General features: G+C 72.0%; 15 protein-coding genes and 1 pseudogene. 12 read left to right on the top strand and 4 right to left on the bottom strand.

Annotation, left to right across the window (positions count from 1 at the left end):
• Positions 1 to 17 precede the first annotated feature (17 nt).
• Positions 18 to 764 (bottom strand): SCO2400 family protein, encoded by a 747-nt coding sequence (locus tag AC068D_RS05975; RefSeq protein WP_478821729.1) that lies wholly within the window; start codon positions 762 to 764, stop codon positions 18 to 20.
• 174 nt (positions 765 to 938) lie between these two features.
• Here AC068D_RS05975 and AC068D_RS05980 point away from each other — a divergent pair, with 174 nt between their 5' ends.
• Positions 939 to 1,487, top strand: coding sequence for a hypothetical protein (locus AC068D_RS05980; protein ID WP_478821730.1), 549 nt, complete (start codon positions 939 to 941; stop codon positions 1,485 to 1,487).
• Between the two features lie 120 nt (positions 1,488 to 1,607).
• Positions 1,608 to 2,645 (top strand): rod shape-determining protein MreB, encoded by a 1,038-nt coding sequence (gene mreB / locus AC068D_RS05985; protein ID WP_478821731.1) that lies wholly within the window; start codon positions 1,608 to 1,610, stop codon positions 2,643 to 2,645.
• Between the two features lie 111 nt (positions 2,646 to 2,756).
• Here the strand turns inward: mreB and AC068D_RS05990 are convergent, their stop codons facing one another.
• The gene (locus AC068D_RS05990; RefSeq protein ID WP_478821732.1) at positions 2,757 to 3,185 is read right to left on the bottom strand and encodes an Lrp/AsnC family transcriptional regulator; all 429 of its coding nucleotides are present in this window, start codon (positions 3,183 to 3,185) and stop codon (positions 2,757 to 2,759) included.
• 70 nt (positions 3,186 to 3,255) lie between these two features.
• Between AC068D_RS05990 and AC068D_RS05995 the strand changes: the two genes are divergently transcribed.
• The 6 genes from AC068D_RS05995 (at position 3,256) to AC068D_RS06020 (ending at position 9,862) form a co-directional block, all read left to right on the top strand.
• Positions 3,256 to 3,882, top strand: a complete 627-nt coding sequence (locus tag AC068D_RS05995) for a LysE family transporter (RefSeq protein ID WP_478821733.1) — start codon at positions 3,256 to 3,258, stop codon at positions 3,880 to 3,882.
• 365 nt (positions 3,883 to 4,247) lie between these two features.
• Complete coding sequence (locus tag AC068D_RS06000) at positions 4,248 to 5,693, top strand: acyl-CoA synthetase (RefSeq protein ID WP_478821734.1); 1,446 nt, start codon at positions 4,248 to 4,250, stop codon at positions 5,691 to 5,693.
• The gene (locus AC068D_RS06005; protein WP_478821735.1) at positions 5,686 to 7,083 is read left to right on the top strand and encodes a carboxyl transferase domain-containing protein; all 1,398 of its coding nucleotides are present in this window, start codon (positions 5,686 to 5,688) and stop codon (positions 7,081 to 7,083) included. The genes AC068D_RS06000 and AC068D_RS06005 overlap by 8 nt, the downstream gene beginning before the upstream one ends.
• A 257-nt stretch (positions 7,084 to 7,340) precedes the next feature.
• Entirely contained in the window at positions 7,341 to 7,592 is a 252-nt protein-coding gene (locus AC068D_RS06010; RefSeq protein WP_478822025.1) for a DUF6400 family protein, read from the top strand.
• The gene (locus AC068D_RS06015; RefSeq protein ID WP_478821736.1) at positions 7,576 to 7,821 is read left to right on the top strand and encodes a hypothetical protein; all 246 of its coding nucleotides are present in this window, start codon (positions 7,576 to 7,578) and stop codon (positions 7,819 to 7,821) included. The genes AC068D_RS06010 and AC068D_RS06015 overlap by 17 nt, the downstream gene beginning before the upstream one ends.
• Before the next feature lie 787 nt (positions 7,822 to 8,608).
• Complete coding sequence (locus AC068D_RS06020; protein ID WP_478821737.1) at positions 8,609 to 9,862, top strand: S8 family serine peptidase; 1,254 nt, start codon at positions 8,609 to 8,611, stop codon at positions 9,860 to 9,862.
• A 117-nt stretch (positions 9,863 to 9,979) separates the two neighbouring features.
• Here AC068D_RS06020 and AC068D_RS06025 read toward each other — a convergent pair whose 3' ends face one another.
• Entirely contained in the window at positions 9,980 to 11,239 is a 1,260-nt protein-coding gene (locus AC068D_RS06025; protein WP_478821738.1) for an MFS transporter, read from the bottom strand.
• Between the two features lie 479 nt (positions 11,240 to 11,718).
• Here AC068D_RS06025 and AC068D_RS06030 point away from each other — a divergent pair, with 479 nt between their 5' ends.
• Together AC068D_RS06030 and AC068D_RS06035 are read left to right on the top strand one after the other, a co-directional pair.
• The gene (locus AC068D_RS06030) at positions 11,719 to 12,087 is read left to right on the top strand and encodes a low affinity iron permease family protein (protein WP_478821739.1); all 369 of its coding nucleotides are present in this window, start codon (positions 11,719 to 11,721) and stop codon (positions 12,085 to 12,087) included.
• Positions 12,088 to 12,334: 247 nt separating this feature from the next.
• The gene (locus AC068D_RS06035; protein ID WP_478821740.1) at positions 12,335 to 12,694 is read left to right on the top strand and encodes a UBP-type zinc finger domain-containing protein; all 360 of its coding nucleotides are present in this window, start codon (positions 12,335 to 12,337) and stop codon (positions 12,692 to 12,694) included.
• Between the two features lie 135 nt (positions 12,695 to 12,829).
• Here the strand turns inward: AC068D_RS06035 and AC068D_RS06040 are convergent, their stop codons facing one another.
• Positions 12,830 to 13,774: a DUF5996 family protein gene (locus AC068D_RS06040; RefSeq protein WP_478821741.1), complete on the bottom strand. Its 945-nt coding sequence runs from the start codon at positions 13,772 to 13,774 to the stop codon at positions 12,830 to 12,832.
• A gap of 155 nt (positions 13,775 to 13,929) precedes the next feature.
• Between AC068D_RS06040 and AC068D_RS06045 the strand changes: the two are divergent.
• Both AC068D_RS06045 and AC068D_RS06050 read left to right on the top strand, forming a co-directional pair.
• A pseudogene (locus AC068D_RS06045) lies at positions 13,930 to 14,160 on the top strand (helix-turn-helix domain-containing protein); the annotation flags it as partial.
• Positions 14,161 to 14,323: 163 nt separating this feature from the next.
• A complete protein-coding gene (locus AC068D_RS06050; RefSeq protein WP_478821742.1) occupies positions 14,324 to 15,307 on the top strand; it encodes an aldo/keto reductase in 984 nt (327 codons plus the stop codon).
• The last annotated feature ends 132 nt before the right edge of the window (positions 15,308 to 15,439 follow it).

Consider the following 15,439-nt stretch of genomic DNA (forward strand, 5'->3'; position numbering starts at 1 on the left):
TCTTCCCGGTCACCGCACTAGGTGCACCACCAGAGGAACCACGTGCACGTCTCGCTCGGCGTGGGGGTGGGAGACGGCTCGGGAGCCACGGGCAGCGGCGGCGATGCCGAGGACGACGGCGAAGGATCCCCCGCAGGGTCGCGCGGACTCGGAGCAGAATCGTCTCTGCTCGGCTTGGGCGCGGCGACGAACGAGCGGGACGGCGAGGGCTGCGACGGGGGCGCGGCCACCGTGGCCCGCGCGCTGGTGCGTGCGGCGCCGGCAGTGGCCGTTCCGGCAGGGGCGGACGACGTCCTGGCCGGTTCGCTCACCGCGCTGGGGCTGCGGGCCGGCTCCTCACTGACGGTCGGCTCGGGTAGGTCGTCGACCGCCAGCGACTCCTCCTCACGGACCTCGACGGAGGCCCCGTCGCTGTTGTCCCAGACCGCCTCCCGCGCCAGCTCCGCGAGGCTCAGCGCACCCGCAGCCAGCGCCAGTCCGACCGCGCCCAGCACCACCTTGCGGCCGCGCCTGCGGCGCCTGCGGACGCCGGAAGGCTTGCGGGCACGACGATTCGGGGCGGGTGCGCGGCGGTGTCCGGCCGGCGGCCGCTCCTCGTCGTACGCACCGGCGAGCTCGACGACGACGTCGTCCGACGGTGCGGCTGGGCTGTGATGCCTGAGCTCCTCCGCGGGGATACCGCATCCGGCGCACGCCAGAGCCCCATTGAGGTGCCGACGGCACTGGTAGCAGTAGTCCATGGCGCCCGCAGCGTACGCAGCCATGGGACAACAGAGGTAGCCCCGACTGTGAGGATCCTGTGTGGAATCAACGATTCCGCGGCAGGGCGCCCGCTGACGGAAGTCCGAGAACGGGACCCCGGCCCCCGAACCCCGCCCCGGTGTCCGGCCCGCCCCCGGCGGCTCCGGCGTCGGCCTGGGCGGCGGCAGGATGGGGGCATGAACAGCTTCGGGCCGCTCGATTTCCAGCTCGTCCTGCTCCGCCGGATGGCGGACCACCAGCCGGACCTCGTCGAGGACGCCCGCCACCGGCTGGGGGCGTCGATCGCCGACATGAGAGAGGCGAATCGCCGCTGGCAGGCAATGGTCCGCTCGCCGCGCGGCCGGGGCACCCTCGCCCGGTACCGCTCGGTTCTCGGTGAGCCCGGGTCGACGGCCCACCGCCGCATCGGCGACCTGGAGTGCGACGCACTGCTGTGGCCCGTGCCGCTCTGGCCGGACCTGAGGTTCGAGGTGCTCGCGGCGCCGGGCGGGGCGGTATGGAACGAATGGCTGGTCCGGGCTCCGGGGGCGACAGGGCCCGAGCTGCGCACGGAGGAGGATCTGCGGCCCTGGTCCTGCACGGTCGACGAGGTGGCCACGGCCTTCGCCCCGGTACGGCCGATGGAGGGCACGGCCCCGACCCGTTGGCGTCTGGCGTTCACCCTGCCCGGGGGCCGGCCGTGCGTCGCGGAGTTCACCTGGGGGCTGCTGCAACGACTGATGTGACGTCAGTTGTGGGTCCTCGCCACACGCGTTCCCCACCCCCCCGACCGGCTCAGCTCAGCGCGCGCCCCGACCCGGGCGGTCGCACGATGCCAAAAGGAACCGCTCCCGGGAGGATCTGCCGTGACCGTCAGTCTTGAGCAGCTGCGCCGGTGCCACATCGCCGTCGATCTGGGCGCCGCGAGGACCCGCGTCTTCGTCAGGGGCGCCGGACTCGTGGTCGACGAACCCAGCGTGGCCGCCGTGAACACGCGCAATGGAGCACTCATCGCGGTCGGCGAATTCGCGCAGAAGATGACGGGCCGCACACCCGACTACATCCGGGTCATGCGCCCCGTGTCCGGCGGCACTGTCATCGACATCGACATGGCTCAGCGCATGCTGCGCCAGCTCCTCGGCGAGAAGCTCCGGAGGCAGCTGCGTCGCAAGCCGCGGCTGCGCGCCGCCGCGTGCACCCCTCACGAGGCGGATCCGCTCGCCCAGCGGGCCACCGTGGAGACACTGGTCGGGCTCGGCGCCCGACGCGTGGAGCTCGTGGACACGCTGATCGCCGCGGCCGTCGGCTGCGGGCTCCCGGTGGAGCAGCCCACCGCCACCATGATCATGGCGTGCGGAGCGGCCACCACCCAGGTCGCCGTCCTCTCCCTGGGCTCGATCGTCACGGCGGTACGGATCCCCGTCGGCGGGGACGCGATCGACCACGCAGTGATCCAGCATCTGCGCCACCAGCACGCACTGATGCTGCCCAGCCAGTCCGTACGCCCGCTCCAGCTGGCCCTCAGCGAGAACGGACTCACCGTCCAGGGGCCCGCGTCCACCGAGATCCACGGCCGTGACGTGGCCACCGGGCTCGCCCGTTCGGTGAAGGTCGACACCGCCGCGGTACGCGATGCCATCCACACCCCGCTCACCGCGGTGCTCGACGGCATCGGCATGATCCTGCGCGCGTGCCCGCCCGATCTGGTGGCCGACCTCGCGGACCGCGGGATCATGATGGTCGGTGGCAGCGCACTGCTTCCCGGCCTGGACCAGATGCTGCGCGACGCGACCGGGATGCCGGTGCACATCGCGGAACGCCCCGATGTCTGCGCGGTGCTGGGGCTCGGGGCGATGCTGGAGGGGCGTGTACGGGGGATGATCCTCGACCCCTTGACCGCCTGATCCTCCGACGGGCACCGCAGTGCGGTGCCGGGTGCGGTGTCGGGGGTGTCCGGGTGCGCAGGGTGTCCGGGGTGGCCGCACTCCGGCGCGACGGCTTTCCGGTCACAGCCCTCAGCGTGCCGCCCGCAGCGCGATGCGCGTGCTCGACTGCGCGACGCCCGCCTCCCGCTTGAGGCGGCGCAGCAGCGTGTCGAGCGCCGCGGGGTCCGCGGCGCGGGCGCGGACCAGGTAGTCATGGGCGCCCGTGACATGGACGACCTCCGTGATGCCCGGGAGGCGGAGCACGACGTCCTCGAACTCCTCGTTCGTCGTGTCCAGGCGCAGGGTGATGTCGATGAAGACGACGAGCCCTTCGCGACTCCCGGCCGCTGCCGGGTCGACGAGGGTGGTGAATCCTCGGATCACCCCCTCGCGCCGCATCCTCCGCACCCGGTCGGCCGCCGCGTTCGCGCTCAGCCCGACTCGCGCACCCAGATCGCGGTAGGAAATCCGCGCATCCTCCTGCAGCACGCCGAGAATTTCACTGTCAAGGCGGTCCATACCGCGATTGTCGCAGCACGGTCCGGAATTCGGCCGCGCAGTCCACATCCGCCACACGATCGTGTGCCCCATGAGCGAAATGTGGACAACCGCGGTCGCCGGCGCCGCCGCCGGCCTCGGTGTGGCGATGCCCCTGGGAGCGGTGGGAGTTCTGCTGATCCAGGAGGGGATGCGGGACCGCCGCAGCGCGGTGTCCGCCGCGGCCGCGGTCGCGGTCGTCGACCTCGCGTACGCGGCAGTGGCAACGGCCCTCGGGCCCCTGGTCGCTTCCGCGCTCTCGGGGGTCGAGGCATGGGTGCGGCTGGTCTCGGCGGCCGTTCTCATGGTGATCGCGGCACGGGGCCTCTGGGCGTCCCGTGCGCCGGTCGAGGGCTCCACGGTCGGTGCTGCGGATGCGCGGGGCGGAGCACTGCGGACCTTCACCCGGTTCGCCGCGCTGACTCTCGTCAACCCCACCACCGCCCTCTACTTCGCGGCGCTCACCACCGCCCAGGGATCCACCCTCGGCGGTGCCACGGCCGGGGCCGTGTTCGTGGCGGGAGTGTTCGTCGCCTCGCTCGTGTGGCAGCAGCTGCTCGTCGCGGCAAGCGGCTTCACCGGCGCACGGATCGGGGCGAGGACACGGGCCTGGACGTTCCGGCTGGGCCATGGGCTGGTGGCCCTGTACGCGGTGAGAGTGGCACTGCCACTGCCCTGAGTCCTCCGGGCGAAGGACCCTCCGAGCTGCACGATCTTGGCTGATGTACGCTGCGGCGGATTTCGCCGCATAAGCCCCGGGGGGCCTTCCACATGAACGTGCAGTCCCGCACGCTCCTGCGGAGTGCGTTCGTTCCGTTGCTCGTGCCGGCCATCACCGTAGCGAGCGTCCAGGCGGCCCTCGCGAGGGGCGTCCCCGCACCCGTCCCGAGGCGGTGCCGAGACGGACTCCCCGGGCAGGCCGGTGCCGGAGGCGCGGCTCCCTGCGCGTTTGCTACGCACGGGTAGGGGACGTGCGGGGAGAATGGAGAGGGCCTCGGGCGCGAGGAACGGCCCCGTGCGGACGCGACTTCAGGAGGACGACTCGTGAGTGCTCTCTTCCCGGCTCTGGCGGCGGGGCGGCCGGACCGTCCGGCCCTGCGGTTCGGTGACCGTGCACTGACGTACGGCGAACTGGCCGGGGCGGCCGGGACGCTGGCGGGACGGATCGCGGGCTCGGAACGGGTCGCGGTGTGGGCCACGCCCACCCTGGAGACCGCGGTCGGGGTGGTGGCCGCGCTGCTCGCCGGCGTTCCCGCGGTGCCGCTGAACCCGCGGACCGGCGAGCGGGAGCTCGCACATATCGTCGGGGACAGTGCGCCGTCGCTGGTGCTCGCGGGCCCGGGGGAAGAACTGCCGTCGGTGCTGGGCGGGTTGGAGCGTATCGACATCCCGGTGTCCGGACGTCCGGACGGGCCGCTTCCGGCCGAGCCGGGACCGTTTGCCCCCGCCCTGATCGTCTACACCTCGGGGACGACCGGCCCCCCGAAGGGCGCCGTCCTGCCCCGTCGGGCCGTCGCGGCGACGCTGGACGCGCTGGAGGAGGCCTGGGCGTGGACCGGGGAGGACGTACTCGTGCAGGCCCTGCCGTTGTTCCATGTGCACGGGCTGATCCTGGGGATCCTCGGTCCGCTGCGACGGGGCGGTTCCGTGCGGCACCTCGTGAAGTTCTCCGCGGAGGGCGTGGCACGGGAGCTCGGGGCGGGCGGGACCATGCTGTTCGGGGTGCCGACGATGTACCACCGGCTGGCCGAAGCGGCGGAGGGCGACACGGAGTTGGCGAAGGCACTGGCGGGCGCCCGGCTGCTGGTGTCGGGCTCGGCGGCGCTGCCGCTGCACGACCATGAGCGGATCGTGGCGGGCACCGGGCGGCGGGTCGTCGAGCGGTACGGCATGACCGAGACACTCATGATCACGAGTGTGCGTCCGGACGGCGAGCCGCGTCCCGGATCGGTGGGCCTGCCGCTGCGGGACGTGGAACTGCGGCTGGTCGAGGAGGACGGCTCCGAGATCACGGCGTACGACGGGGAGACGGTGGGCGAGATCCAGGTGCGTGGCCCGAATCTCTTCACGGAGTATCTGAACCGGCCCGACGCGACGGCGGCGGCGTTCGACGGGGACTGGTTCCGCACCGGCGACATGGCGGTGCGGGACACGGACGGCCAGGTACGGATCGTGGGCCGCAAGGCGACGGATCTGATCAAGAGCGGCGGCTACAAGATCGGTGCCGGGGAGATCGAGAACGCGTTGCTGGACCATCCGGACGTGCGCGAGGCAGCGGTGACCGGGGAGCCCGACGCGGACCTGGGCGAGCGGGTCGTCGCCTGGGTGGTGCCTGCGGACCCGGCGCGGCCGCCGTCCGAGGAGGAGCTGGCGCGCCATGTGGCCGCACAGCTCGCGCCGCACAAGCGGCCCCGTACGGTCCGCTTCCTGGAGTCCCTGCCCCGCAACGACATGGGCAAGATCATGAAGCGGGCGCTGACGCATGGCTGACGGGCCGACCGCGCGGGGCGCGATAGCCCTGATCGCCGATGCCTTCGAGGAGAGGCGGGCGACGGCCCCGGTTCCGGGTGCCGGCAGGACGGGTGGGCCCGGATCGTCCGTGTCGTCGGAGTCCGTCCCGGCGTCCGGGACGGACGGCCCGATCGGCTGGACCGGATACGGAGCCGCACGGGCGCGGGCCGCGGCCAGGAGTGGCGAGGACGAGTCGGTCGTCTGGGGCACCGCGGAGATCGGCGGGCGCCGGGCCGTGGTCGTCTCGTTCGAGTTCCGCTTCATGGGCGGTTCACTGGGCGAGCGGACCGGCGACCGGCTGGTGGCGGCGTACGGCTGTGCCCGCGAACAGCGTCTCCCGCTGGTGTCGCTCATCGCGACGGGCGGCAGCCGGATGCAGGAGGGCATGGTGGCCCTCACCCAGCTCCAGCGGGTCGCCCGGGCATCGGCCGAGCTCCGGGCGGCCGGACTCGCGCAGCTCGCGGTGGTCCGTGACCCGACGACGGGCGGCGGCTGGGCCACGCTCGGTGCGGGAGCGGATGTGATTCTCGCCCTCCCCGGCGCCCAGGTCGGCTTCGCCGGCTCCCGTGTCCGCCCGCCCGACGCCGATCCGTCCGCGTACACGGCCGAGGGCCAGCTGGCCGCGGGCCAGATCGACGGAGTCGTGCGCCCCGAGGAGCTGCGGTCCACGCTGAGCCTGTGGCTGGCCCTGCTGACGGGCGGTGGGGATACGGAGGCCGTGCCCCCGCCGTGCGCGCTCGACGGCGCGGGCGCTGCACCCACCGGCTGGGAAGCGGTTCGGCGTGCCCGGGCCGCGCACAGGCCGAGGGCCGGAGCGTATCTGGACGCGTACTTCGACGAGCGGCTGGACGTCCACGGAGACCGCTGCGGCGGGACGGACGCCGGCATCGTGTGCGGGTTCGGGCTGAGGGCCGGGCGGGCGGTGGCCTACGCCGCCCAGACGGGGACGGCGACCCGGCCCGCCGGGTACAGGACCGCCGCACGGCTGATACGGCTCGCAGACCGGCTGGGGATTCCCGTTCTGACGCTCGTGGACACGCCCGGGGCCGCCAATGACGCCGAGGCGGAACGGGACGGGGCGGGCGCAGCGATCGCGGAGGCGTTCGCCGCGATGGCGGAGGCAGACGTCCCGGTGACGACGCTCGTCATCGGGGAGGGCGGGTCGGGCGGGGCTCTCGCACTGGCCGCCGCGGGCAACACCTGGGCCACACCCGACAGTTACTTCTCCGTCATCGCCCCGGAGCTCGCCGCAGCCATCCTCAAACGTCCTCCGTCCGACGCCGCCGCGACTGCGGACCAGTTGCGGCTGCGCCCTCAGGACCTCGCGGAGCTGGGAGTCGTCCGGGGCATCGTGTCCCGCCCGGAGTGACCGGCGGCGCGAGCCACGAGCGGAGACGAAGCAGCCATGAAGTACGTCACAGCAACATTGATCACCTAAGTCCGACATCTTGGCGATTCGCGCCATTACCCCTCTCACTTTGTCCGGTATTCATACGATTGCACATGATTACGTAGTGGGATTCAGGGCGCTTCCCGCCCGGGAGTTCCACTTAGGTCACCCTTCCCTGGCACGGCGGACCTCTGGTAGACGTGGCAGACCCCGCCAGCACCACCGGAAGTCTCGCCATGGACCAGGACAGCGCGCACGACCTCATACCCTTCACGATCGACCTGACCTTCGAGGAGGCCCGGCGACGAGCCGAGGTCGTGGCCGCACTGGGACCGGACTGGGATCCGATGGCCGCCCTGCAGGGCGAGGACGAGGCGTACACGCTCCTCTACTCCGGCCTCGACGCCGAGCAGCAGCGCACCTACGACGAGCTCGTGGCCGCCGGTGTCCTTCCCGGAGGGGAGCCGGGCCGTGCGGCTTCCCATTGACCCCCAGGCGGACATATCCCGCCGCGCCTGGGTCCCCTGCCCCCGCTGCGACGACGCACGGGACTGTGCCGTCTGCGCCGAGCGGCGCAACTGCCGTGAGCACTGGCGGTATCTGATCTCCAACAAGGGTGCCGTCGTACATCTCCAGTGCCCCGGCTGCACACATATGTGGTCACTCGACACACGGCCCGGCGCGGGCCGCCCGGACGACGATCCGTATCCCTGCTAGTGCTGTGACCGGATAGGTTCACCGGCTCGCGACGCCCTGCACGGCACTCCCTCGGACTTCGCCGGGAGCTGCCCCCTCGCTGCGTTGTCGAATCACCCGAGTACATCCGGTACGAGGGCGATCTCCCCCAGCCTCCGGCCGGTGGGGGCACCCCCGGCGGAGCCAGGGGGAGCACCCCCACCGGCCTTGCGATACGTCCCCTCGGCCCCAAGGGGCCAGGGGGAGACCCCATGCCCGCGGCCCCAAGGGGCCGGGGAAACCCCATGCACCGGACGCCGCGAGCTTCCCGGCAAACCCATCCGGTCACAGCACTGGGCCTGTCCGGGCCCAGTGCTGTGACCGGAGAGCCCCGACGGCAGCCGGGCTCTTCTTCTCGCGGGCGCGCCGGTCATCGATGCCTCTCCCCGTACACCCGGTGAAGGGGTGGTTCCGGGTGTTGCGAAGAGTGTGGGGCGTTCGCAAGTCACCCGAACCGGCCGGGCGTTGGCGGAATCGCACCATGGCGGCTCTCCACCAGGAGCTGCAACTCCGGGCCGTGGACGCACGGGACATCGGCCGCGGCACGGACGCGGTGACCGGCCTCGAGGCGAAACGTCACGTCAGGAATCCGACACGCCCACATGGTTGACATGGACTCAGGGAATCCGGTGACCGCCGGATGTCGCGGGCGGGCCCGCAGCCGCGACCTGCTAGCTCTTGGGCGCGAAAAGCGCATCGGACGTTTCGGAGCGAATCCGGGAATCTCAGGCCGATCCGCCCTCCCTCAAGCCCTCGAGAAAGGTCCGGGATGCCCAAGATCTTCGGCGTCGCCCTCCTGGCACTTGCCCTGGCGGCAGCTTCACAGACTCCATCCGCGGCCGAGGCACCCGCGCAGTCCGACCAGGTCACCGGTCGGTACATCGTGACCCTCAAAGACGCCGCCGCATTCGGAGACGCCGATCTGGCTGTGGACGCGGCTGTCGAACGGGCGTCCTCCATGGGTGCCGTGGTACGGCATGTCTATCGCCACGCACTCCAGGGCTACGCGGCGTCCATGAGCGCGAGCGCGGCGGCCGCGCTCGCCGAGGACCCGCGCGTCGAGTCGGTGCAACGGGACCGGAAGGTGCGGATCACCGCCCAGTCGGTCCCGACCGGTGTCGACCGTGCGGAGGCCGACCTCAGTCCGACGGCGGCCATCGACGGTGTGGACAAGCGGGTCGCCGCCGATGTCGCGGTGATCGACACCGGGGTCGACGCGAGCCACCCGGACCTGAACGTGTACAAGGCGGGTGCCAAGAACTGCTGGCTGCCCCAGCTGCCCGTCATGGACCTGCACGGTCACGGAACGCATGTCGCGGGCACCGTCGCCGCCCTGGACAACGCCACCGGAGTCGTCGGCACCGCGCCCGGCGCCCGGATCTGGCCGGTTCAGGTGCTGAGCCCGTTCGGGACCGGCTCCACGTCCGACGTCGTCTGCGGCATCGACTACGTCACCGAGCACGCCGACGAGATCGATGTCGTCAACATGAGCCTGGGCGGCGAGGGCGGCGACGACGGCAACTGCGGCAAGACCGACAACGACGCCATGCACCAGGCGATCTGCTCCTCCGTCGCCGCGGGCGTCACCTATGTCGTCGCGGCCGCCAACGACCACGCCGACGCCAAGGACACCGCTCCCGCGTCCTACGACGAGGTGATCACCGTCAGCGCCCTGGCGGACTTCGACGGCAAGAGCGGCGGCCTCGGCGCCGCCACGTGCCGCACCGACCGTGACGACACCTTCGCCGACTTCTCCAACTACGGCGCCGATGTCGACCTGATCGCCCCGGGCGTGTGCATCCGCTCGACCTTCGCGGGCGGGGGCTACTCCGTCCTGTCCGGTACCTCGATGGCATCACCCCATGTCGCGGGCGGCGCGGCCCTGTACCGGGCGACCCACCCCGGTGCGTCGCCCGCCGCGGTCAAGGCGGCCCTGGTGAAGGCCGGCGGCAGCGACTGGAAGTGGCCGTCCGAGGACGGCGACGGCGTCAAGGAGCCCCTGCTCAGGCTCCGCGGGTTCTGACCCGGCCTCTCCGGCCACGGGTGCGACCCCGTGGGTACGGCCCGCTGGGGCCGTACCCACGGGGTCGCCCGTTCTCCGCCGGCGGCGGCAGGTCGGCCCGGGTCCCGGCGGGAAGGCCTACGGCGTCGGATCCCGGGCGTCGTACCGTACGAAGCCCCGGCCACGCAGGGCCAGCAGACCGATCGCCAGGACACAGGCCAGCCCGCCACCGGTGACGGCGACCGCGGGGGACGTGAGATCTGCCACGGACCCGGCCAGGAAGTCCCCGAGCCGCGGCCCGCCGGCGACGACCACGATGAACACGCCCTGCAGGCGACCGCGCATCTCGTCCGGGGCGGCCGCCTGGAGCATGGTGTTCCGGAACACCATGGACACGGTGTCGGCGCAGCCGGCGAGGGCGAGGAAGAACAGCCCCAGCCAGAGGTTCCTCGTCAGCCCGAACACGGCGACCGCCGCTCCCCATGCCGCCACGGCGAGCAGGATGGCCACTCCGTGCCTCCGGATCCGCCCCTGCCAGCCCGAGAACACCCCGCCGAGCAGCGCACCGACGGCGGGCGCTGCCACGAGGAGCCCGGTGGTGCGGGCGTCGCCGCCGTACCAGAGCACGGCGACGGCGGGGAACAGCGCCCGCGGATGCGCCAGGATCATGGCGCAGAAATCCGAGAAGAACGTCATCCGGATGTTCGGCCGGGTGGCGAGGAAGCGCAGCCCGTCGAGCACCGATGCCCGCTCGGCATGGCCGCCCTTGCGGTCGGGCAGCATGGCCGGCAGCCGCCACATCGCGTACAGCGAGGCGCCGAAGGCCATCGCGTCGATGACGTACGCGGTCTGATAGCCCCCGTACCCCACGATCACTCCACCGAGCATCGGGCCGAGCAGCATCCCGGACGTCATCGTCATCGAGCTCAGCGCATTGGCGGCGGGCAGCTGCCCGGGCGGCAGCAGACGCGGGATCATCGAGGTGCGGGCCGGGGAGTTGAGCGCGGCGCACACGGCCTGGAGCGCGACGACCCCGTAGAGGAACCAGACGTGGTGGAACCCCGCGAACGCGGCGGCGGCGAGCGCGACCGAGAGCGCCGCCGACCCGCTCGCGCTGTACAGCCCGAGCTTGCGCCGGTCGACGGTGTCGGCGACCGCGCCGCCGTACAGCCCGAAGACGATCAGGGGAACGAGCGAGAACAGCCCGACGAGCCCCACGGAGAAGGTGGAGCGGGTGATGTCGTACACCTGGAGCGAGATCGCCAGGGTGGTCATCCCCTGCCCGACCCAGGAGACGGTGTTCCCGAACCACAGCCGCCGGTAGTCGGGCGAGACCCGCAACGGGGTGAGGTCGGCGAGGATGCGGCTCCTGCTCGGCGGGGTGCCGGTCGCGGTCATACGACGCCGGCCACAGGTGCGGGCCGCGGGCCGCAGGCAGATCGGACGGTTATCGGCAGCATACGGCGCAGTATAGGGGCGCAGCATGAAGGGACCCTTACGCCCTATCGGCCGGAACCGGCACGTCAGCCGCGCTCGCCCGGCCGGCGAGCAGCCCGCCGCCGGCACGTCAGCCGCGCCCGCCAGCCCGCCGGTCAGCACGCCGCGCCTCGGACGACGCCGGGGGGCACTGCGGCGGAACGCCGACGTGACGCCGGCGTCCGGGCCACGCAGACGGCCTGACGCAGCGTCGGCCGACGGCGCCGGGCGGGTTCACCCGGGCAGGAGAAGCGTCAGGCGTCCTGCAGCCGGTGGCGGACCGCCGAGCGACGGGCGCGGGCGGCTGGACCTGGACGCACGGCGCACCCGTTCGGGGAAGAACCGACCGACACGGACGTACGGGCGCTGGTCGGAACGGCTCACGGGGGTACCCGGATCACATGACTATTCAGCATCCCGCCGATCGCGGCGGCGAGAGGCGCGGGCGGTTCGAGCAACTGGCCGAGGCCGCCTCGAGATTCACCAGCTCCCCGGCCTTCTTCGGCTTCTGCCTGGCACTGATCGCCGCCGTGATCACCGTCCATGCCGCCGGGCTGCCGATCAAATGGCAACTGTTCGCCGGGGAGTGCATGACCGCGGTGACCCTGCTGCTCCTCGCACTGCTGAAGAACTCCGAGCTGCGTGGCGAGCGCGCGATCCAGCGGAAGCTCGACGCCATCGCCGCCGCCATGCTCGAGACACAGGAGGGCGAACCCGGGGAGGCACATGCCGATCTCAAGCGGGCGATCCGGATGGAGGAGGAGACCTGAGGGCCCTACGCGCGGGGCATACGTCCGGCCTGCCGCCGACGTGCCCCGCGCGTACGATGCAAGAAGGCACGGCGCCGGGAGGCGCGCCGACGGAAGGCCAGTACGGCCGGGCGACGGCGGAAGACGGCGGCGGCGGGCCCGGGTGCGCCCCACCTCCCCGACGGCATGTCCGTCGGACCGTCCGGGCAGCACGTCGGCCCCGTCCAGGCAGCTTGCCCGCCAATGCCTCGGCAGGGAGGCACCTCACATGGCACAGGACCGGATCCCGGGCATCGATCCCACCGCGGCTCCCAGTGGAACCGGGTGTGTGGAGTGCTCGGCGGGCGACGGGCCGGGGTGGTGGCTGCACCTGCGGCGCTGCGCCGCCTGCGGACACATCGGATGCTGCGACTCCTCGCCCGCGCAGCACGCCACCCAGCATGCGCGCGAGGCGGGGCATCCCTTCCTGACCAGCTTCGAGCCGGAGGAGAACTGGTTCTGGAACATCGAGACCGGCCAGTACTACGAGGGACCCGAACTTCCCGGACCCACCTCGCACCCGGCTTCCCAGCCGACTCCCGGGCCGCGGGACAAGGTTCCGGCGGACTGGCAGGCACAGCTGCACTGAACGGGGTCCGGCGAGCAGCGGGGCCCCGTCTGCTGCGAGCGCAACAACCATACGGACGGGGTTCGGACGTGTCCGGTCCGGAGTACGGGTCCGACGCGGAGCACGGCCGGAGCACGGGTCAGACCTGTCCACGGGTCAGACCTGTCCGAACGGCAGGTGCGGGTCCGTGATCCCGCCCGGGCATGCGAGTCCGGCGATGTCCCAGCCGGCGAGTGAGGCACCTGCCTGGTACGCGCTTTCGTAGAAGGCCAGTACTGCGGTGCGGGGATCGGGCTCGGCCCGGGCGTCGTCGTATCCCAGCACGGCCAAGTGGCTGTCGTTGCGCGCGACCCAGCTCGCCGGCGAGGGCCTGAGCGGCTCGTCCGCCACGCCCGCGGGTTCCGGAGCGGTGTAGGAGTAGAAGGCGGGCGAGGGGAAGTTGGCGTCGCCGAACCAGAAGCCGAAGGACACGACCTCCCGGGAGTACGCCTCCCGGGTCACCGGATCGACCTGCCGGGACGGGTCGGTCCGGTTGTCGGAGAACCGGGTGTGGGCGATGTCGAAGGTGTGCCAGAAGTGGTGCACCGGACTGACCTTGCCCGAGAACCCGGCAGCGAACTCCTCGAGCACCGAGGCCACTTGGCTGAGCACCCGCCAGTACCGATTGGCCCGTTCGGGATCGTAGGCCGCGTGCTCGGTGTCCTCTGCGAACGGCCGAGCGCTGTCGGGCAGGTCGAAGGGCCTGGGGACACTGATGCTCACCGCAACGCCGAGCGCCTCGAGCGCGGCGAGGGTGCTCCGGTGGAAGGACGCGACGGACTGGCCCACCAGCGGGAACGACTCCGCCCTGCCGTCGAGCGTGGTGACGAGCAGCTGATGGCCGACGAAGTCGAAGTCGATCGTGAAGAGAGGACCACCGTCGGGCTGCCGCATGGGACGTGTCGTGATACCGCGCCCGGTGAGATGGAACGGAGCGTTCCACCAATGGTTGCGCCGGGCGCTCGATGCGAGACGGATCTTGCCGACGATCTGTGCGAACCGGTGCAGCGTCTCTTTGGTGTCCCGCCACTCGGCGAGTGGCATCGCCGGGAACGGCTCCATCGCGTTCCCCTTCCTGCCCGGCACTTCTGCCGGCCGGACCCTTCCCATGATGACCACGCAGGCGCCGCTCGGCACCTCGCGGACGGCCCGCCGCAGGCCGGCGCCTCGGGCCGACACTTCGGTGCGCGGCGGAGCCTTGCACCGCCCCGGGGCCCCGTCACACTGTCTCCCTGCGCACCCTGTACGCGCTGTTCGAGGAACAGCAGGAGGGCGTCGCGACGTCCATCCGCCGCCGGCGGCTCGAGCGGAGCCGTGCCGACCTCGCCCGCCCCGAACTGCTCAGTCACCCGATCCAGGCGATCGCCGCCCGCTGGGGCTTCACCAGCGCCGCCGTCTTCAGCCGCTCCTTCCGTGGCGCATACGGCATCACTCCCACCGAATACCGTCACCAGCAGCGACCAGGGCTGGTCCGACCAGTACGAACACACTTGTCCGCAGCGCGAATCGCCTTTGCACTCCCAGCCCGAGGCATCAGGATCAGCGCCGGACCGTTTCTCGACATCGACTGCGGGCCGGTCCCGGGGGACCGGCCCATCGGAGGACATTCCCATGCCCCTTGAGCGCCTCACCGCCGCAGCCTCGCCGATCGCGCGCTTCGGCCTCGGCCTGGCCGCCGTAGGGCGTCCCGGCTACATCAATCTGGGACGCAACGAGGACCTGCCCGACGACCGCTCTGTCGACGTGCTGGCGGCCCGCACCCACCGACTGCTCGACGCCGCCTACTCCCAGGGCGTGCGGTACGTCGACGCGGCCCGCTCCTACGGCCGGGCCGAGGAGTTCCTCGCCGACTGGCTGGATGCGCGCCCCGAGGCTCAGGATGTGGTGGTCGGCAGCAAGTGGGGCTACACGTACGTCGCCGGCTGGCGCACGGACGCCGAGGTGCACGAGGTCAAGGACCACAGCGCCGCCACGTACGACCGTCAGCTCGCCGAGACGCGCGCGCTGCTGGGTGACCGGCTGGACCTCTATCAGATCCACTCGGTCACCCCGGACAGCCCCGCCCTGACCGACCCCGCCCTGCACGAGCGACTGGCCTCGCTCGCCGCCGAGGGCGTGACGATCGGGCTGTCGACCAGCGGACCGAGGCAGGCGGATGCCATCCGTGCGGCGCTGGCGATCACCGTGGGCGGCGAACCGCTCTTCGGCAGCGTGCAAGCCACCTACAACCTGATGGAGCCGTCGGCCGGTCCGGCGCTCGCCGAGGCGCACGCCGCGGGACGCATGGTGATCGTCAAGGAAGCGCTGGCCAACGGTCGTCTGGCCGATCGCCACGCCACGGGCCCGGAAACGGCCGTGCTGCGCGAGACAGCAGGAGCGGCGGGAGTCCCGTGCGACGCCATGGCGCTGGCCCCGGTCGCCTCACGACCATGGACGGACGTGGTGCTCTCGGGTGCGGCCACCGTCGAACAACTCACCAGCAACCTCATGGCGGCGGACCTGCACCTCGAGCCGGAAGAACTCGACCGGCTCGCCGCGCGGACCGAGCCCGCCGAGCACTACTGGGCGCACAGGGCGCGACTCGACTGGGCGTGAAGACAGCGAGGGCCCACAGCGCTCCCCCACCGGCCTGTGGTTCCGGCACCGCCGGAGGGGACGGCACAGCGGCGTGCATCCCTTCAACTGTGCCGGAGCGCCATGAGGATGAGGTGCATCGCACCGGCGTCC

The organism is Streptomyces sp. NPDC043861 (assembly GCF_056435905.1).